The organism is Roseobacter sp. HKCCA0434 (assembly GCF_032464675.1).
GTDB lineage: Bacteria > Pseudomonadota > Alphaproteobacteria > Rhodobacterales > Rhodobacteraceae > Pontivivens.
Genome location: NZ_JAWDKL010000010.1, coordinates 1 through 17,186 on the forward strand (window position 1 = coordinate 1; position 17,186 = coordinate 17,186).

The 17,186-nt window shown below is 70.5% G+C and carries 16 protein-coding genes and 1 pseudogene; 9 read left to right on the plus strand and 8 right to left on the minus strand.

What is annotated here, in order from left to right; genetic code table 11:
* The 3 genes and pseudogenes from RX333_RS07835 to RX333_RS07845 all read left to right on the plus strand — a co-directional run.
* Positions 1-598: pseudogene (locus RX333_RS07835) on the plus strand (hypothetical protein); the annotation flags it as partial.
* A 67-nt stretch (positions 599-665) separates the two neighbouring features.
* Positions 666-1,619 carry a YihY/virulence factor BrkB family protein gene (locus RX333_RS07840; protein WP_316014373.1) on the plus strand — a complete coding sequence of 318 codons (954 nt, stop codon included), beginning with the start codon at positions 666-668 and terminating at the stop codon, positions 1,617-1,619.
* Between the two features lie 626 nt (positions 1,620-2,245).
* Entirely contained in the window at positions 2,246-2,797 is a 552-nt protein-coding gene (locus RX333_RS07845) for a sugar O-acetyltransferase (protein WP_316014374.1), read from the plus strand.
* Here the strand turns inward: RX333_RS07845 and RX333_RS07850 are convergent.
* The 8 genes from RX333_RS07850 to htpX all read right to left on the minus strand — a co-directional run bounded on the left by RX333_RS07850 (position 2,781) and on the right by htpX (position 12,191).
* Positions 2,781-4,103 (minus strand): pitrilysin family protein, encoded by a 1,323-nt coding sequence (locus RX333_RS07850; protein WP_316014375.1) that lies wholly within the window; start codon positions 4,101-4,103, stop codon positions 2,781-2,783. The two genes, RX333_RS07845 and RX333_RS07850, sit on opposite strands and share 17 nt — an antisense overlap.
* The gene (locus RX333_RS07855) at positions 4,100-5,503 is read right to left on the minus strand and encodes a pitrilysin family protein (protein ID WP_316014376.1); all 1,404 of its coding nucleotides are present in this window, start codon (positions 5,501-5,503) and stop codon (positions 4,100-4,102) included. Before RX333_RS07855 ends, RX333_RS07850 begins: the two co-directional genes overlap by 4 nt.
* A gap of 73 nt (positions 5,504-5,576) precedes the next feature.
* Entirely contained in the window at positions 5,577-6,116 is a 540-nt protein-coding gene (locus RX333_RS07860; RefSeq protein WP_316014377.1) for a DUF3035 domain-containing protein, read from the minus strand.
* Positions 6,117-6,121: 5 nt separating this feature from the next.
* Positions 6,122-6,619 (minus strand): signal peptidase II, encoded by a 498-nt coding sequence (gene lspA / locus RX333_RS07865; RefSeq protein WP_316014378.1) that lies wholly within the window; start codon positions 6,617-6,619, stop codon positions 6,122-6,124.
* Positions 6,620-6,641: 22 nt separating this feature from the next.
* Complete coding sequence (gene purH / locus RX333_RS07870) at positions 6,642-8,231, minus strand: bifunctional phosphoribosylaminoimidazolecarboxamide formyltransferase/IMP cyclohydrolase (RefSeq protein WP_316014379.1); 1,590 nt, start codon at positions 8,229-8,231, stop codon at positions 6,642-6,644.
* Positions 8,232-8,246: 15 nt separating this feature from the next.
* The gene (locus RX333_RS07875; protein WP_316014380.1) at positions 8,247-9,962 is read right to left on the minus strand and encodes a heparinase II/III family protein; all 1,716 of its coding nucleotides are present in this window, start codon (positions 9,960-9,962) and stop codon (positions 8,247-8,249) included.
* 31 nt (positions 9,963-9,993) lie between these two features.
* On the minus strand, positions 9,994-11,259 hold the full coding sequence (locus tag RX333_RS07880) for an RsmB/NOP family class I SAM-dependent RNA methyltransferase (protein WP_316014381.1): 1,266 nt from the start codon (positions 11,257-11,259) through the stop codon (positions 9,994-9,996).
* Positions 11,256-12,191: a zinc metalloprotease HtpX gene (gene htpX, locus RX333_RS07885; protein WP_316014382.1), complete on the minus strand. Its 936-nt coding sequence runs from the start codon at positions 12,189-12,191 to the stop codon at positions 11,256-11,258. Before htpX ends, RX333_RS07880 begins: the two co-directional genes overlap by 4 nt.
* A 78-nt stretch (positions 12,192-12,269) precedes the next feature.
* Here htpX and RX333_RS07890 point away from each other — a divergent pair, with 78 nt between their 5' ends.
* From RX333_RS07890 to RX333_RS07915, 6 genes are all read left to right on the plus strand, one after another.
* Positions 12,270-12,455: a DUF1674 domain-containing protein gene (locus tag RX333_RS07890; protein WP_316014383.1), complete on the plus strand. Its 186-nt coding sequence runs from the start codon at positions 12,270-12,272 to the stop codon at positions 12,453-12,455.
* Between the two features lie 29 nt (positions 12,456-12,484).
* Positions 12,485-13,939, plus strand: coding sequence for an NAD-dependent succinate-semialdehyde dehydrogenase (locus tag RX333_RS07895; RefSeq protein ID WP_316014384.1), 1,455 nt, complete (start codon positions 12,485-12,487; stop codon positions 13,937-13,939).
* Positions 13,940-14,015: 76 nt separating this feature from the next.
* Entirely contained in the window at positions 14,016-15,098 is a 1,083-nt protein-coding gene (gene tsaD / locus RX333_RS07900; protein ID WP_316014385.1) for a tRNA (adenosine(37)-N6)-threonylcarbamoyltransferase complex transferase subunit TsaD, read from the plus strand.
* Between the two features lie 47 nt (positions 15,099-15,145).
* Positions 15,146-15,421 carry a YciI family protein gene (locus RX333_RS07905; RefSeq protein WP_316014386.1) on the plus strand — a complete coding sequence of 92 codons (276 nt, stop codon included), beginning with the start codon at positions 15,146-15,148 and terminating at the stop codon, positions 15,419-15,421.
* 3 nt (positions 15,422-15,424) lie between these two features.
* The gene (locus RX333_RS07910; protein WP_316014387.1) at positions 15,425-15,844 is read left to right on the plus strand and encodes an EVE domain-containing protein; all 420 of its coding nucleotides are present in this window, start codon (positions 15,425-15,427) and stop codon (positions 15,842-15,844) included.
* A gap of 48 nt (positions 15,845-15,892) precedes the next feature.
* A complete protein-coding gene (locus tag RX333_RS07915) occupies positions 15,893-17,146 on the plus strand; it encodes a serine protease (RefSeq protein ID WP_316014388.1) in 1,254 nt (417 codons plus the stop codon).
* The last annotated feature ends 40 nt before the right edge of the window (positions 17,147-17,186 follow it).

The window sequence follows — 17,186 nt, forward strand, 5'->3', positions numbered from 1 at the left end:
CCGCGACGGTGTCGCCTCGGGCGCCCGCCGCACCGGTCGCGCCGCCCGCGGGGCCTATCACGACGCCTCCGCCCGCGCCCGCCTGATGCGCGAGCGTCTGTCCCAGGGCACCGAGAACCTCTCGGAAGAAGCCCGCGCCCGCGTCGTCGCCGCGCGCGAACGCGCCGTCGTGGCCCGTGACGAGGCGGCCCGCCGCCTGCGCCGCGGGGGCGACAAGGCCGCGGATTTCTACGAGGAGCATCCGCTCGTCGCAGGGGCCGTCGCCTTCGCTGCCGGTGCGGCCCTGGGCGGCGCCCTGCCGCGCACGCGGATCGAGGACGAGTATCTCGGCCAGTATTCCGACGACCTCTACGACGAGGCCGAGCGGATCTTCGAGACCGAGCGCGCGCGCGCCGAAAGCGTGGCCAACGCCGCGCTGAAGGAGGCGAGCGACATGGTCGGCGAGGCCAAGGCCGAGGCCGACGCCCGGACCCCCGGCGACAAGAGCGCGGCGCAAAGCACCGCCGATGCCGCCAAGGAAGCCGCCGACCGCGTCAAGACCGCAGCCAAGGACGAGGCGGACCGCCAGAACCTCGGCGACAGTCTCAAGAAGGACTGATCCCCTGCAGATCGGGGCGGCGCCACATCGGTGCCGCCCCTTTTCTATCGAGATTTCGGAGAGTCAGATGAGCGGCGACGCCCGCGGCCGCAGGGCCGAAACCCCGACTGCCATTCCCGCCAAGGGCTGGAAGGACATCGCCCTGCGCGTGAAGGACGAGATCACCACCGACCATGTCGGCCTGATCGCTGCCGGGGTCGCGTTCTACGCGCTGCTGGCGCTCTTCCCCGCCGTCACCGCCCTGCTGGCCATATCCGGCCTGCTGATCGAGCCCAGCGACCTCGTCGGACAGCTCGAACGCCTCGCTGCGATCATGCCGCGCGAAGCGGCGGAGATCATCCTGGGCCAGGCGCAGGAGGTCGCGGGCTCGCGCGAGGGGGGCCTCGGCCTCGCCGCGGTGTTCGGCATCCTGCTCGCGCTCTATTCCGCGTCGAAGGGGATGGGCAGCCTGATGGAAGGGCTGAACGTCGCTTATGACGAGGAGGAGAAGCGCGGCTTCTTCTGGCTCAAGGCCGTCACGCTGATGCTGACCGTCGGCCTGATCCTCGGGGTCATCGTGGCCCTCGTCGTCGTGATGGGCATCCCCGCCGTCATGGCCGTGGTCAATCTCGGCGCCGTGACCGAATGGCTCGCCATCGGGCTGGGCTGGCTGGTGATGATCGCTCTGATGATCTTCGGCCTCGCCCTGATATACGGCGTCGGCCCGTCGCGCGACCGGGCCGAATGGCGCTGGCTGACCCCCGGCGCGCTGGTGGCGACGGGCCTGTGGGTCGTGGCCTCGATCGGCTTCGCCTTCTACGCCGCGAATTTCGGCAGCTACAACGAAAGCTTCGGCTCGCTCGGCGGCGTGATCGTCCTGCTGACCTGGCTGTGGCTCTCGGCCTATATCGTTTTGGCCGGGGCCGAACTGAACGCCGAGATGGAGGCTCAGACCCGCCACGACACCACGGTCGGCCCGGATGCCCCGATGGGCGAGCGCGGCGCGCAGAAGGCCGATCACCTGGGCGAGACCAAGGCCTGACGACGGGCACGGCAGGGGGCTGCTTGATCATCCGACCGAGAGGTCGGCAGCTCTCGACCTTGCCGCTGTCCGCCTGCCGTCAGGCTCACACACGGTGTTCCAGATGCCCGGACCTGCCCGCGGGACGATCACCGTCGCTGCGGTCGGAACGACGGATGGCCATGCCGGAACGGATGTCGCTCGATCAGGTCCAGATCCCGGACACGATCCACCGAACTGCCCGTCATACACGAGCAAGGTCACGGCTTTCGACTCGGGTCGCCAACGAGAGTTCAAGGTCTGAACCCCGGCACCGATCGGATGCGCCCTCGAAAAAGAACGCCGCGACGCCTCTTAACGATGGTGAATACCCCTTGAGCCGGCCCTCATCGTCCACCCCAATCCGGTCCCGACCACTGCAACGCCCCGGCCCCCGAGCCGGGGCCGCGTCTCCCCCCGCCCTCCGAAAAAGGTTAACGCCCGTTAACCTTTCCCTGCGGGGAAGGCATCGCCCGGCGCAAACCCGCGCGATGCACGATGCTGCGCCTGCGTGCCTCGTTTCCCCGCGGGGAAATGTTCAGCATCGCTGACCTATCGCGGCCACCCCGGCGCGCGTTATCCTTGGTCCGACCCCGAAGGAGGACCCGATGACCGAACGCGAGAAGATGACCTCCGGCGCGCTCTACGACCCCGGTGACCCGGACCTCGCCGCCGACCGCGCGCGGGCACAGCGTCTGATGGCCCGCTACAACGTCACCACGCTCGACGACGCGGCCGAGCGGCGCGCGATCCTGAACGAGCTGCTCGGCTCCCTCGGCCCGCGCGGCGCGATCCGCACGCCGTTCTTCGTGGATTACGGCTACAACATCCATGTCGGCGAGGGCGTCTTCCTCAACTATGGCTGCGTCCTGCTCGACATCTGCCGGATCGAGATCGGCGACGGGACCCAGATCGGGCCGGGCACGCAGATCTATGCCGCCGACCACCCGCGCGACGCGGCGATCCGCGCGCGAGGGCTGGAGAACGGCAAGCCCGTGCGCATCGGCCGCGACGTCTGGATCGGCGGGCACGCAATCATCCTGCCCGGTGTGACCATCGGCGACGGGGCCAATATCGGCGCGGGCAGCGTCGTCACCCGCGACGTGGCCGCGGGGGCCACCGTCGCGGGCAATCCGGCGCGCCCTATTCCGGCACGCTGAGCGTCGGCTCCAACCCCTCGGGCTCGCCCACCACCACCACGGTCAGGGCCTCGGGCTGCAACAGCCGCTCGGCCATGCGGTTCACGTCCTCGACCGTCACCGCCTCGATCAGCGCGTTGCGCCGCTGGGTGTAGTCGATGCCCAGCTCCGCCTCCTGCACGCCGACGAGGATGTTCGCGATCTTCGCATTGGTGTCGAAGCGCAGCGGATACGCCCCGGTCAGGAAGCGCTTGGCATCGTCCAGCTCCTCCTGCGTTACGCCGTCCTCCAGCATCCGCGCCCACTCCGCGCGCACGACGTCGAGCGCCTCGGCCACGGTGCCGTTGGCCGACGCGACCGAGCCGAGCATCAGCGGCCCGTGATCGGGGGTGGAGAGGAAGCTGCCGATCCCGTAGGTCAGCCCGCGCTTCACCCGCACCTCCTCGGTCAGGCGCGAGGTGAAACCGCCGCCGCCGAGGATGTGGTTCAGCACGAAGGCCGCCATGAAGTCGGGATCGTCGCGCGCGATCCCCGCATGCCCGAACAGCGCCTGGCTCTGCCCGCCGGGCAGGGGCACGACCGCCACGCCTCCGCTCAAGGCCACATCGACATCGCCGGGCAGGTCCGGGCCGCTCTGCGGCAGGCCCTCCATCACGATATCGACCAGTTCCGACGCCTCCTCGGCGCTCACGTCGCCGACCACCGACACGAAGGCCCGGTCGCGCACCAGCACGTCCTCGCGCGCGGCGCGCAAATCTCCCACAGTGATCGCCGCGACGCTTTCGGGCGTGCCGTCCACGGGGGTGGCATAGGGATGGTCGGGATAGGCGATCTTGAACAGCGTCTGCGAGGCGAGCGTGCCCGCATCCGTCTGGTTGGAGCGTACGACGCTCGCCATCTGCGCGCGCACCCGCGCCACCGCATCCTCGTCGAAGCGCGGCTCCTGAAGCGCGAGGCGCAGCAGCTCCACCGCCTCGACCCGGTTCTCGCGCAGCATCGAGGCGCTGACCGTGAACAGGTCCCGGCTCGCGTCGAAGCCGAAGCGCGCGGCGAGGCTCTCGACCTCCTGCGCGTATTCGAGCGCGTCGAGCTCGCCCGCGCCCTCGTTCAGCAGGCCCGACATCATCGTGACGGTGCCCGGCAGCCCGTCCGGGTCCAGCCGCGCGCCGCCGCGGAACACGAACTCCATGCTGACGATCGGGATGCTCGGCTCGCTCGACAGCCAGAAGGTGACGCCGCCGGGCGTTACGACCTCCTCGATCTCGGTCTGGGCGAGGGCGGGCGCGGCGAGCGTCAGCGTCGCGGCGCAGATCAGGGTGCGGATCATTGGATCACCTCGTCGGTCTCGATCGCCTCTTCCGCCACGGCGGGGGGAATTTCCGCGGCCACCGGGGCAGGGGGCGCCGTCTCGCGCCGCAGCTGAGCCGTGACCGAGCGGCGCAGGTCGAACACCCGCTCCGCCGCCGCCATGACGTCCTCTTCCGTCACGGCGGCCAGCACGTCCGGCCACGCCGCCACGTCCTCCACCGTCAGACCGGAGGTCAGCGCCGCGCCATAGGCCCGCGCCAGCCCTTCCTGACTGTCGCGCGAGAAGATTTCCGAGGCGCGCACCTGCGTCAGGATCCGCTCAAGATGCTCGGGCTCCGGCCCCTCCTCCATGAACTGCGCAAGCGCCGCGTCCATCGCCGCCTCGGCTTCCTCCAGCGACACGTCCGCGCCGGGCACCACGAACACGCCGAAGCTGGTGTCGTCGAGCCGTGTCGCGCCATAGAACGCTCCCGCCGACACGGCGAGGCCCTGCTCCACCACCAGCGCGCGGTAGAGCACCGAGGTCGGCCCGCCGCCCAGGATCTCCGCCAGGATGGTCAGCGCCGCCGCCTCCTCCTGCGCGCCCGCGTCGCGTTCCTCGGCGAGATAGCTGCGGATGGTGAAGGGCTGCTGCACGCGCGGATCCTCGTAGGACAGGCGGCGCGGGGCCAGCGCGACGGGCTCCTGCGGGCGCACCCGCTCGGGCAGGGTGTCGGACGGCGCCTTCGGGCCGTAATGCTCCTCGGCCAGCGTCACCACCTCGTCCAGCGTCACGTCGCCCGCCACGATGAGGATGGCGTTATTGGGGGCATAGTACTGTGCATAGAAATCGAGCGCGTCCTGCCGCGTCAGCGCCTGCATCTCATGCTCCCACCCGATGATCGGTGTGCCGTAGGGGTGGTTGAGGTAGAGCGCCGCGTCCCGCTGCTCGCTGAGGATGGCCGACGGGTTGGCGTCGATCCGGCTGCGCCGTTCCTCCAGGATCACCGCGCGCTCGGGCTGCCAGACCTCCTCCGAGATGACGAGGTCGGTCATCCTATCGGCCTCCATCTCCATCACCAGGTCCAACCGGTCGGCGGCGATGCGCTGGAAATAGCCCGTGTAATCCCAGGAGGTGAAAGCGTTGTCCTGTCCGCCATTGGCCGCGACGATCTGGCTGAACTGCCCGACGGGGATGTCGTCCGTGCCCTTGAACATCAGGTGTTCAAGGTAGTGGGCGATGCCCGACTTGCCCGCAGGCTCGTCCGCAGCGCCCACCCTGTACCAAACCATATGCGTGACGACGGGCGCGCGGTGATCGGGGATCACCACGATCTCCATTCCGTTGTCGAGGGTGTGTGTCTCCACCTGCACCTCGGCGGCAAGGGGCGAGGCGAGCGCGATCAGCGCGGCTGCGGCGCGGCGGGCAAGCTTGGGCAATCGACTACTCCGACAGGATACATTCCGGTCAGAGCCTAGTCGCCCCGCCCATGAGGGCAAGGCGACATATGCGTTACTCGTCCGTGAGCGGTGCGTTCGGCGTGACCGCGTCCGGGTAGCGGGCGCGCAGCCGCACGACCTCCTCCACCGGGTCGAGCTGCTGCGCGCGGTAGGGGTTGAACTGCCCCGGCATCAGGCGCGTCAGCGGGCCGGTATCGGCCCCGTTCAGCGTGGCTCGGTGATCCGCCGCGATCTGCGCGCGGATGTCGCCGGGGACGGACCCGGCTCCCAGCGCGGCGAGCAGCTGCTGCTCTCCGGCCGCGGGCGCGGCGGCGCTCGTCGCGGGCGCGCTGCCCAGCGCGCTCGCCACCAGAAGGTCGGGCTGGATCTCGGTGCGGCTGATCTCGCCCGGACGCGGCGGCGGCAGCGCGCCCAGATCGGGAGGAATCTCCAGCGGGCGGCGTTCGACTACCAAGAACGGATCCGGCCCGCCCTGGCGCACCTGCGCCCGCTCCAGCAGGCTGCGCTGCTCGTCGAGGTCGTCCCCGCATCCCGAAAGGCCGAGCATCGCGATCAGGCCGAGCCCGACCCACCGTGCCGTCTGCTTGCTCATGGCGCTCACTCCCCCTCGCCCCGTGCCTTGCGGGCCTTCTCTTCCCGCCCCGACAGCACGATCAGCAGACCGGCGCCGGCGAAGATGAAGATGTCCGCGACGTTGAATGTATACGGATTGCGGATGCCGCAACAACTCATGTTCAGGTAATCGGCGACCGCGCCGTACTGCACGCGGTCCCACACGTTGCCGATGGCCCCGCCCACGACGAGGCCCGCGGCGACATGCATCCAGCTGCTCACCTGCCTGCGCCCCCACCACACCACCCAGATGCTGATGACCACCGCCAGCACGATCAGGCCCCAACGGGTCCATTCTTCGTGCCCGGCCAGCAGACCGAAATTCACGCCCCGGTTCCAGCCCATCGCGAAGTTGAGATAGGGCGGCAGCACCTCGATATAGCCGATCTCCTTGAGATTCAGCCACTCGACGATCCACAGCTTCGACAGCCGGTCGAGCCCGAAGGCGGCGAGCGCCCAGATCAGGATACGGGTCAGGGGCATGTCATCTCCCTCGGTATCGGCCTCAGTGCCGGAAATGGCGCATGCCGGTCAGGACCATCGCCAGCCCCGCCTCGTCCGCCGCGGCGATCACCTCGTCGTCGCGCATCGAGCCGCCGGGCTGGATCACGCAGGTCGCCCCTGCCTCCGCCGCGGTCAGCAGCCCGTCCGCGAAGGGGAAGAACGCGTCCGAGGCGACGACCGAGCCTTGCGTCGGGGGCACGCTCAGGCCCATCGCCTCGGCCATGTCGATGCTCTTGCGCGCGGCGATGCGGGCGCTGTCCACGCGGCTCATCTGGCCCGCGCCGACGCCGACCGTGGCACCGTCCTTGGCATAGACGATGGCGTTGGACTTCACGTGCTTGGCCACCCGCCAGGCAAAGAGCGCATCCGCCAGCTCCGCATCCGTGGGCGCGCGCTTCGTCACCACCTTCAGGTCGTCCATGCCGATGCGGCCCGCGTCGCGGTCCTGCACCAGCCAGCCGCCCGCGACCTGCTTCCACATCCGCCCCGCCGCCGCCGGATCGGGCAGGCCGTCGGTCAGCAGGAGGCGAAGGTTCTTCTTCGCGGCGAAGATGTCCTGCGCCTCGGCATCCGCGCCCGGCGCGATCACCACCTCGGTGAAGATCTCGGCGATCGCCCGCGCCGTCGCGGCGTCGAGCGGCTGGTTCAGCGCCACGATCCCGCCGAAGGCCGAAGTCCGGTCGCAGTCGAAGGCCCTGCGATAGGCGGTCTCCATGCTGTCGCCGGTCGCCACGCCGCAGGGATTGGCATGCTTGATGATCGCCACCGCCGGGCGATCGCGGTCGAACTCGGCGACCAGCTCGACCGCCGCGTCGGTGTCGTTGATGTTGTTGTAGCTCAGCTCCTTGCCCTGAAGCTGGGTCGCCGTCGCCACCCCCGGCCGCGCCTCGCCCGTCACGTAGAACGCGGCGGACTGGTGCGGGTTCTCGCCATAGCGCAGCGTCTGGCGCAGGGTGCCCGCGCTGCTGCGGCGATGCGGCGCGGTGTCGCCGACTGCATCGGCCATCCAGCCCGACACGGCGGCATCATAGGCCGCCGTGCGCGCATAGGCCCGTGCCGCCATCGCCTGGCGGAAGCCGCGGCCCGTCGCGCGCCCGTTCGCCTGCATCTCGCCCAGGAGGTCGTCATAGCTCTCGGGATCGACGATCACCGTCACGTCGCCGTGGTTCTTGGCCGCCGCGCGGATCATCGCCGGCCCGCCGATATCGATGTTCTCGACGCAGGTGTCGTAGTCCGCCCCCGCCGCGACCGTCTGCTCGAAAGGGTAGAGGTTCACGACCAGCAGGTCGATCGGCGCGATGCCGTGCTCCTCCATCGCCGCGACGTGGTCGTCGTCGCCGCGCAGGGCCAAGAGCCCGCCATGCACCTTGGGATGCAGCGTCTTGACTCGCCCGTCCATCATCTCGGGGAAGCCGGTCAGCTCGCTTACGTCGCGCACCTCCAGCCCCGCCTCGCGCAGCGCCTTCGCCGTGCCGCCGGTCGAGACCAGCTCGACCTCCATCGCGGCCAGCGCCTGACCCAGTTCCAGAAGGCCGGTCTTGTCGGAAACGGAGAGCAGCGCGCGCCGCACCGGCGCGAGATCGGAGGTCATGTCAGGCAAGTCCCTTCAGGATGCGTCTTCGAGGTCGCGGATGGCGCGCGCCTGCGCACCCGCGCGGCCCACCACCCAGTTGATGCGGCTCGCATAATCCATCGCGGCGGTCCTGACCACGATTTGTTGCGTCAGACGCGGGTTCAGCCGCCGCCCGTCGAGATAGGTCGACGGCTCCAGCGACAGCGCGCCGCCCGACTGGCGGAAGATCCAGACCTCGCCCGACCGCAGGGAGAGGCGCACGGCCTCGCCGCCCGGATCGAGCTCCGCCTCCACGTCCGGGTGCAGGTGGAACCGGGCGCACCAGTCGATCGCCGCCCCCTCTCGCATCCGGGCAAAGCGGGCGCGTTCGCGGGTCGACTGCGCCGACAGCGTGTCCTCGCCGCGCAGCTCGGCCCCGTCGGGGGTCATGAACAGGCGACGCTCATGCGTCAGGCCGTGGCTCGCGACCCAACCGTCATGGCTCGCCAGCAGCCAGTGACCCGAGCGGTCGACCGCGCGTTCCAGCGTCACCGCCTTCGGGCCGTCCTCCAGCGTCTCGGTATCGAGGCAGCCGAACACGCTGGCGGGCGCGAAGCGGGCCATCGAGGCCTCGCCGATCTGCACTGTGGAGTGGGCGCCGGTCTCGCGCGCGTGGCGGCGCCAGTCGGGGCCGAACGCGTCGCCCGGCCCCTGGTTCACGATCAGGGGCCGCCGCCCCGCCGACATTTCGAAGGAGAGCGCGCCCGCATGCGCGCGCAGCCCACCGATCCCCGCCGGGGTCGCGCCCGCATCCATCAGCAGCACCGTCCGCCCGGCCCGCATCCTTGCATAGCCCATCGCCGCCTCGCCCTGCGGCGGGGTGCGCACGCCGCTTTCGGCAAGGCTGCGGTCGATCAGCCCCTCGGCCCCGCGCGCGCCGCCGTTGAACCGCCCCAGCGCGCCGTCGCCCAGCCGCAGCGCGCGCAAGGTCGGCGCGATCCGGGCGATCGCCTCCTCGACCGCCGCGTCGCCGGGATGACCCGCCGCGCGCTGGGCGCGGTCCGCCTGGATCAGCAGGGCGAAGACCTCCAGCAATTCCTCGGGATTGCGGCTGCGCAGACCGCCATCGGGGCCGATCCCCTCGCACAGCTTCGCGAGCCCTCGCCGCGCGGGCTTCAGCAGACCCTCCGCCCCCTCCAATGCGACGGCGGCATGGATCAGGCCGATCAGCGCCTCGAAGCGGGGCAGGCCGGGGGCCGCGTCCGGCCAGGCATGGGCGAGATAGCTGACCTGCCGGCCGAGGCTCTTGAAGAAGGCATGCCGCGCCGCGGCGTCCTGCCCCTTCAGCACGAAGGGCGCATGCACGATCCAGCGCATCAGCCGCCGCCCGGTCAGGTCGGGATACCAGCCCGGCCCACGCGCGGCGCCGAACCGCTCGATCCACTGCCACAGCCAGTCCTGCGCCAGCATCCGCGCGGTGGCATCGCCCGCCGCCGCCAGGTCGTCCAGCCAGCCGAAGCCCTGCACCGCGCAGGTGAACGCCTCATGCGGGGAGGGGACGTCCCAAATGCCGGTGGCGGGCGCCTCGACCAGCTCGCCCGCGAAGCGGAACTCGCCCGACTGCAGCGCCCGTGCGCCCGCGACCGTGCCGAGGCTCCACGGCTGCGGCTGGGCGGCGATGCCCGTGACCTTCCCCCCGAAGGCGGAACGCCAGGCCTGAAGCCTGTTGTCGGCGCTGCGCGCGCGGGTGGAGAGGGTGGACCGTGCCATGATGCTTCCCTACCGCGCGCGCGCGGTCCCGTCACGCCTTCCGCTGCAATCGCGCGATGTAGAACCCGTCCATCCCGCCCTGCGGGGCCCAGTAATCGGGCCGCAGCCGCAGCGCGCCGTCCACGGCCCAGTGCGACTCGCCGCCCAGAGCTTCCGCGTCGATCGGGTCGAGCGTCCAGTCGTCATGCGCGTCCAGGAACTTCGCCACCGGCACCTCGCCCTCCGAGGGCAGCAGCGAGCAGGTGCAGAACACCAGCCGCCCGCCGGGGCGCACCCACTCCGCCGCGCGGGCCAGCAGATCGCGTTGCAGCGCGACCAGCGCTTTGTTCTCCTCCCCGGTCTTGACGAAGGGCAGGTCGGGATGCCGCCGGATCGTGCCCGTCGCCGTGCAAGGTGCGTCGAGCAGCACCGCGTCGAAGGGCGCGTCGGGCTGCCATTGCAGCGCGTCGGCGCGCACGATCTCCGCCTCCAGCCCCGTGCGGGCGAGGTTCTCGCGCACCCGCTCCAGCCGCTTGGAGGAGATGTCGAGCGCCGTGACCCGCGCCCCCGCCGCCGCCAGTTGCAGCGTCTTGCCGCCCGGCGCGGCACACAGGTCGAGCACCCGCTCCCCGTCTCGCGCCCCCAGCACGCGCGCGGGCAGGGCGGCGGCGGCGTCCTGCACCCAGAACGCCCCTTCGGCGTAACCCGGCAACGCGCTGACCTGTCCCGCCTCGAACCGGCGGATGGAGCCGGTCGGCGCCTCCTCCCCCTCCAGCGCCTCGGGCCGGTCGCCGCGCAGGGTCAGGTCGAGCGGCGCGCCCCCCGCATGCACCCGCTCCATCGCGTCCACCGCCTCCTCGCCATAGGCGCGCACCAGCGGCACGCGCAGCCAGTGCGGCATCCGCTGCGGCTCCATCTCCGCCCAGATGTCGTAGCCCTCGCGACTGACATTGCGCGCCACCGCGTTGACCAGGCCCGACAGATGCGCCGACTTGCGATCCTCGCGCGCCGCGCGCACGGCGGCATCGACCGCGGCATGGGGCGCGATGTCGTCGATCAGCATCTCGGCCGCGGCGATGCGCAGCGCCTGCATGGCGCGCGCCGGCGGCTTCTTGCGCAGGAACTGCTCCAGCACCGTGTCGATCGGCTCCAGATTGCGCAGCACCATCGCGGCGAGGCTCTGCGCCCGCGCCCGCGCGGGCGGCGGCAGGTCGCGCGGCAGCTTCTCCACCAGGTCGCCCAGCATCTGCCCGTCGCTCAGCACGCCGATCAGCAGCTCCGCCGCCGCGAGGCGCGCGGGCAATCCCGGCGCGCTCACCGCCGCCGCCGGATCGTGGGGATCGAGCTGCGGCGCTGCTGCACGGGGGCCGCGGTGCCGGCGGGGCGGGCACCACCGCCGCGGGGGAAGGTGGGGTCGTTGGCGAGCTTCATCAGTTCCTCGATCCGGGATGCGGGGTTCGGATGGGTGGAAAACAGATTGTCCACCCCGCGTCCAGACAGCGGATTGACGATGAACATGTGCGCGGTCGCCGGATTGCGCTCCGCCGTCTCCATCTCGCGCGATGCGGCCATGCCCGAGATCTTTCGCAGCGCGCTGGCCAGCCCCACCGGGTCGCGCGCGATCTCCGCCCCCATGCGGTCGGCGGAATATTCCCGCGTCCGGCTGATCAGCGCCTGGATCATCACCGCCGCGATGGGCGCGAGGAACACGGCGAGCAGCATCCCGATCGCCCCGAACGGCCCCCGGTCGCGCCCGTGACCGAAGAACAGCCCGAACTGCGCCAGCATCGAGATCGCGCCGCCCACGGTCGCCGCCACCGTCATGGTCAGCGTGTCGCGGTTCTTCACATGCGCCAGCTCGTGCGCCATCACGCCGCGCAACTCCTCGTAGCTCAAGAGCCGCAGGATCCCCGTCGTCGCCGCCACCGCCGCGTTCTCGGGGTTCCGGCCGGTGGCGAAGGCGTTGGGCTGATCCTCCTCGATCAGGTAGATCTTCGGCATCGGCAGGTCGGCATTACGCGCCAGCTCCTGCACTATGCCGTAAAGCTCCGGCACGCTCTCGCGCGTCACGGGCTGGGCATTGTGCATCCTCAGCATCAGTTTGTCGGAATTCCAGTAGGCCGTGGCGTTCGTGACCACCGCGAAGCCCAGCGCGATCAGCATCCCCGTCTGCCCGCCCAGCAGGTATCCGACGCCCATGAACAGCGCCGTCATCGCCGCCAGCAGCATTCCCGTCTTGACCGTGTTCATGCTCCGACCCCTTGCGCGCCGCATCCGGCGGGACATATCCCAAGGGCAGGTCCCGCATCCGTTGATGGGAGATATATGATGCCCGACGATCGCGAAAAGTCCGCCCGCCTGGCCGAGGCCGCGGCCCGCGCACTGGCCGAGGCCGCCGAGCGCCGCGCCAAGGCCAAACCGCTCGACCTGCCCGAGGAGCTGGGCGGCCGCGACGGGCCCGAGCCCATCCGCTTCGGCGATTGGGAGCGCAAGGGCCTGACATCCGACTTCTGAACGATACGAAACTGACGGGGAGAGACGCCATGCAGCTCGACAATGCCGACCTGTGGAAGACCAAGTCCTATATCGACGGCCAGTGGGTCGATGGCGACAGCGGTGAAACCTTCGACGTGATCGACCCCGCCACCGGCGACCACGTGGCCGACGTGGCCGATCTGGGCCGCGCGGAAGTGGCGCGCGCCATCGACGCGGCGGACGCGGCGCAGGCCGGGTGGGCGGCAAAGCTCGCCTCCGAACGGCACGGCATCCTGATGAAGTGGTACGACCTCATCATGGCCAATCAGGAAGACCTGGCGAAGATCATCACCCGCGAGATGGGCAAGCCGCTCAAGGAATCGCGGGGCGAGGTCGCCTATGGCGCCAGCTTCATCCAGTGGTTCGCCGAGGAGGCCAAGCGCATCTACGGCGACACCATCCCCCAGCACCAGGCCGACAAGCGCATCGTCGTGGTCAAGCAGCCGGTGGGCGTGGTCGGCTCGATCACGCCGTGGAACTTCCCGCTCGCCATGATCACGCGCAAGCTGGCACCGGGCCTCGCCGCGGGCTGCACCGTGGTCGCCCGCCCCGCCGAGCTGACGCCGCTCACCGCCCTGGCGCTGGCGCAGCTCGCGCATGAAGCCGGGTTCCCCAAGGGCGTGTTCAACGTCGTCACCGGCTCCGACAGCTCGGCCATCGGCAAGGAGCTGTGCGAGAACGACAAGGTCCGCAAGATCACCTTCACCGGCTCCACCCGCGTCGGTTCGATTCTGATGGAGCAGTGCGCAGGCACCATCAAGAAGCTCAGCCTGGAGCTCGGCGGCAACGCGCCCTTTCTCGTCTTCGACGACGCCGATCTCGACGCGGCGGTCGAGGGCGCGATCGTGTGCAAGTTCCGCAATGCGGGGCAAACCTGCGTCTGCGCCAACCGCATCTACGTTCAGGCGGGCGTCTACGACGCCTTCGCCGAGAAGCTGTCGAAGGCGGTCGCCGAACTGAAGGTCGGCAACGGCTTCGAGGAAGGCACCGATATCGGCCCCCTGATCTCCGAGGCCGGGCTGAAGAAGGTGCACGACCACCTTGAGGACGCGAAGTCGAAAGGCGCCGAGGTCATCCAGGGCGGCGGCGACAGCGACGCGGGTGCGCTCTACTTCACCCCCACCGTGGTCACAGGCATGACGCAGGAGATGCAGGTCGCGCAGGAGGAAACCTTCGGCCCCGTCGCCCCGCTCTTCAAGTTCGAGACCGAGGAGGAGGGCATCCGCCTCGCCAACGACACGGTGTTCGGCCTCGCCGCCTATTACTACACCCGCGACATCGGCCGCGTCTGGCGCGTGGGCGAGGGGCTGGAATACGGCATCGTCGGCCTGAACACCGGCCTGATCTCCACCGAGGTCGCCCCCTTCGGCGGCGTCAAGCAATCGGGTCTGGGCCGCGAGGGCTCCAAGTACGGGATCGAGGAGTATCTCGAAATCAAATACCTCTGCATGGGTGGCATCTGACGGGTTTTGCGTATTTGAAGGAAGCTGAAGGCGGGCGCGATGGACCCCCCGGTCCGCGCCCGCTAGAAGGCGGGCCATGAGCGCGCGCACCCTCACCCTCGGCATCGAATCGAGCTGCGACGACACGGCGGTTGCCGTCGTCGCGTCGGACCGCACGATCCTGTCGAACCGGGTGTTCTCCCAATCCGACCTGCACGCCGATTTCGGCGGCATCGTGCCGGAGATCGCGGCCCGCGCCCATGCCGAACGGCTCGACCTCGTGGCCGAAGCCGCGCTGGGCGAGGCGGGCGTGGACCTTTCCGACATCTCGCTGATCGCCGCCACGGCAGGGCCAGGCCTGATCGGCGGCGTGCTTTCGGGCGTGATGTTCGCGAAGGGCCTGGCCGCGGGCGCGGGCCTGCCGCTGATCGGCGTGAACCACCTCGCCGGCCACGCGCTGACCCCCCGCCTGACCGACGACCTGCCCTTTCCCTACCTGATGCTGCTCGTCTCCGGCGGGCATTGCCAGTTCCTGGCCGTCACCGGCCCCGACAGCTTCCAGCGGCTCGGCGGCACGATCGACGACGCACCGGGCGAGGCCTTCGACAAGACCGCGAAGCTCCTGGGCCTGCCCCAGCCCGGCGGCCCGCTGGTGGAGGCGGAGGCGGCCACGGGCGACCCCGCCCGCTTCGCCTTCCCGCGTCCGCTGCTGGACCGCCCCGGCTGCGACATGAGTTTCTCCGGCCTCAAGACCGCGCTGCGCCGCGCGCGCGACCAGCTGATCGAGACGCAGGGCGGGCTCACCGTGCAGGACCGCGCCGACCTCTGCGCCGGGTTCCAGGCTGCGGTGGCGGACGTCCTGGCGCAAAAGACCGCCCGCGCGCTGACCACCTTCGCCGCCGAGCACGGCGCCACCACCATCGCCGTCGCGGGCGGCGTCGCCGCAAACGCGGCCATCCGCGATGGCCTCGCCCGCGCCGCTGCCGCCGCCGGCTTCGCCTTCACCGCCCCACCACTGAAGCTCTGCACCGACAACGGCGCCATGATCGCCTGGGCGGGGTACGAGCGGCACCGCCTCGGCCAGTCCGACGACCTGACCCTCGCCGCCCGCCCGCGCTGGCCGCTCGACAGCGCGGCCGCGCCCATGCTGGGATCGGGCCGCAAGGGGGCGAAGGCCTGACCCTTCATCTTCCTCGCAAATACGCAGCCCTCAACAGGAGACCCGCCATGTTCTATGCCCTGATCGCCCATGACAAACCGGGCGAGATCGAGACCCGCAAGGCCAACCGCGACGCCCACCTCGCCTATATCGCCGAGACAGGCGTCGTCGCGCAGGCCGGACCGCTGCTGGGCGACACGGGCGAGATGGCAGGATCGCTCGTCATCCTCGACGTGGCAGACATGGAGGCCGCGCGCCAGTGGGCCGTCGCCGACCCCTACGCGCAGGCCGGGCTCTTCGCCTCGGTCGATATCCACCCCTGGAATCGCGTGATCGGAGGCTGAGCGATGGCCTACTGGCTCTTCAAATCCGAACCCAACACCTGGAGCTGGGACGACCAGGTCGCGAAGGGCGACGCGGGCGAGGAATGGGACGGCGTGCGCAACTACCAGGCCCGCAACAACATGCGCGCGATGAAGGTCGGCGAACGCGGCTTCTTCTACCATTCGGTCAACGAGAAGCGGATCGTCGGCATCGTCGAGGTGATCGCCGAGGCCCACCCGGACTCCAAGTCCGATGACGACCGCTGGGAATGCGTGGACATCAAGGCCATCGCCCCCTTCGCGACCCCCGTCACGCTCGACGACTGCAAGAACGAGCCGCGCCTGTCCGAGATGGTGCTCGTCAACAACTCCCGCCTCTCGGTCCAGCCGGTGCGGGACGAGGAATGGCGCATCCTGTGCGCGATGGGCGGCGTGGACCCCTGAGGCAACGGCGCTAGGTGAACCCCAAGCCCTTGAGATTTGGAGGTTCCCATGCGCCTGCTCGCCCCGATCCTGATGCTTCTGATGGGATTGCTGCCGCTCAACGCGCAGACCCTCGACCCCGCCGACCTGCCGCGCGAGGAGCTGCGCGCCGTGCAGACCCTGCTGGCCTATTCGGGCGAATATAACGGCCTCGTCGACGGCGACTGGGGCCCGAACACCCGCCGTTCGCTGGAGGCGGCGACGGGCCGCCGGGTGATCGACGCGCCATCGGCGGCGCGCTTCGTGTCGGAATGGGACGCGCTGCGGGTGCTGGGCGACTGGGACATCCGGCGCATCGGCAATTCCAACGTGGCGCTGGGCCTGCCCTGGGGGCTGATGCGCAACGAAGGCGCGGGGCGCTTCGGCTCGGATAGCGGCATCTCGGTCGAGTTGACCCGGCCCACACAGGCGCAGGCCGACCGGGCGCATCGCCGCCTGCTCGACCGCGCGGTCGAGGCCGATCCCTACACCGTGCGCCGGTCCAACCGGCTGATCACCACCGCCACGCTGGACACTGGCGACATCGTCTACCTGCGCACGCAAGACGACGGCACCAGCCTCGTCTCGGTGCGGATCCAGGTGCGCGGCGCGGATGCCGACATCATGAACGCGCTGGCGGGCAGCATCTATTACGGTCAGATGCCCGAGATCGGCATCGGGCGCGACAGCGCGCTGCGCAGGATCGCGGGCAACGCGGCCCCGCCCCGGCGCCGCACGACCGAGACCAGCCTGCCGCAGGTGCGCGAGACGCTGGACGAGGTGCCGCGCGCCCAAAGCGGCTTCCATGTCGGCCCGCGCACCGTGCTGACCAGCGCCCTGCTGCCCCGCCGCTGCGAGAGGATCGCCGTCGACGGCACCCGCGCGACGCTGCGCCATGCTGGATCGGACCGCGGGATCGCCGTGCTGGAGACGCGCGACGACTCCCCGGCCTGGCTCGCCATCTCGCCCGACGCGCCGGCCCGCCGCGATGCGCTGCGGGCCATCGGACGTCCGACGGATGGCGGACGGGTGCAGGCCGTGGCCGCCGATCTGGGCGAGGGCCGCGGCCGCGCCCGCTTCGACGGGTTCGACGGCCTGATCGGCGCGCCGCTGGTCGATGCGGACGACCGCGTGGTCGGCATGGTGCGCAGCCTCGACGCGCGGCGCTCTATCCTGACGCTCGACGAGATCGACGAGCTGCTCGACGCCCGCGACATCGCGCATGACAGCTTCAACGCGCCGTCCTCCTCCGCTGCCGTGGTGGGCGTGACCTGCCTCGACTGAACCGGCGCTTGCCAGTCACCGGGGCGGGACGGCACAGTGC

Excerpts from the sequence above, each read along its gene's own strand:
- RX333_RS07840 (WP_316014373.1), top strand. The coding sequence starts at position 666 with ATGAGCGGCGACGCCCGCGGCCGCAGGGCCGAAACCCCGACTGCCATT.
- RX333_RS07845 (WP_316014374.1), top strand. The coding sequence starts at position 2,246 with ATGACCGAACGCGAGAAGATGACCTCCGGCGCGCTCTACGACCCCGGT.
- RX333_RS07850 (WP_316014375.1), bottom strand. The coding sequence starts at position 4,103 with ATGATCCGCACCCTGATCTGCGCCGCGACGCTGACGCTCGCCGCGCCC.
- RX333_RS07860 (WP_316014377.1), bottom strand. The coding sequence starts at position 6,116 with ATGAGCAAGCAGACGGCACGGTGGGTCGGGCTCGGCCTGATCGCGATG.
- lspA (WP_316014378.1), bottom strand. The coding sequence starts at position 6,619 with ATGCCCCTGACCCGTATCCTGATCTGGGCGCTCGCCGCCTTCGGGCTC.
- purH (WP_316014379.1), bottom strand. The coding sequence starts at position 8,231 with ATGACCTCCGATCTCGCGCCGGTGCGGCGCGCGCTGCTCTCCGTTTCC.
- RX333_RS07875 (WP_316014380.1), bottom strand. The coding sequence starts at position 9,962 with ATGGCACGGTCCACCCTCTCCACCCGCGCGCGCAGCGCCGACAACAGG.
- htpX (WP_316014382.1), bottom strand. The coding sequence starts at position 12,191 with ATGAACACGGTCAAGACGGGAATGCTGCTGGCGGCGATGACGGCGCTG.
- RX333_RS07890 (WP_316014383.1), top strand. The coding sequence starts at position 12,270 with ATGCCCGACGATCGCGAAAAGTCCGCCCGCCTGGCCGAGGCCGCGGCC.
- RX333_RS07895 (WP_316014384.1), top strand. The coding sequence starts at position 12,485 with ATGCAGCTCGACAATGCCGACCTGTGGAAGACCAAGTCCTATATCGAC.
- tsaD (WP_316014385.1), top strand. The coding sequence starts at position 14,016 with ATGAGCGCGCGCACCCTCACCCTCGGCATCGAATCGAGCTGCGACGAC.
- RX333_RS07905 (WP_316014386.1), top strand. The coding sequence starts at position 15,146 with ATGTTCTATGCCCTGATCGCCCATGACAAACCGGGCGAGATCGAGACC.
- RX333_RS07910 (WP_316014387.1), top strand. The coding sequence starts at position 15,425 with ATGGCCTACTGGCTCTTCAAATCCGAACCCAACACCTGGAGCTGGGAC.
- RX333_RS07915 (WP_316014388.1), top strand. The coding sequence starts at position 15,893 with ATGCGCCTGCTCGCCCCGATCCTGATGCTTCTGATGGGATTGCTGCCG.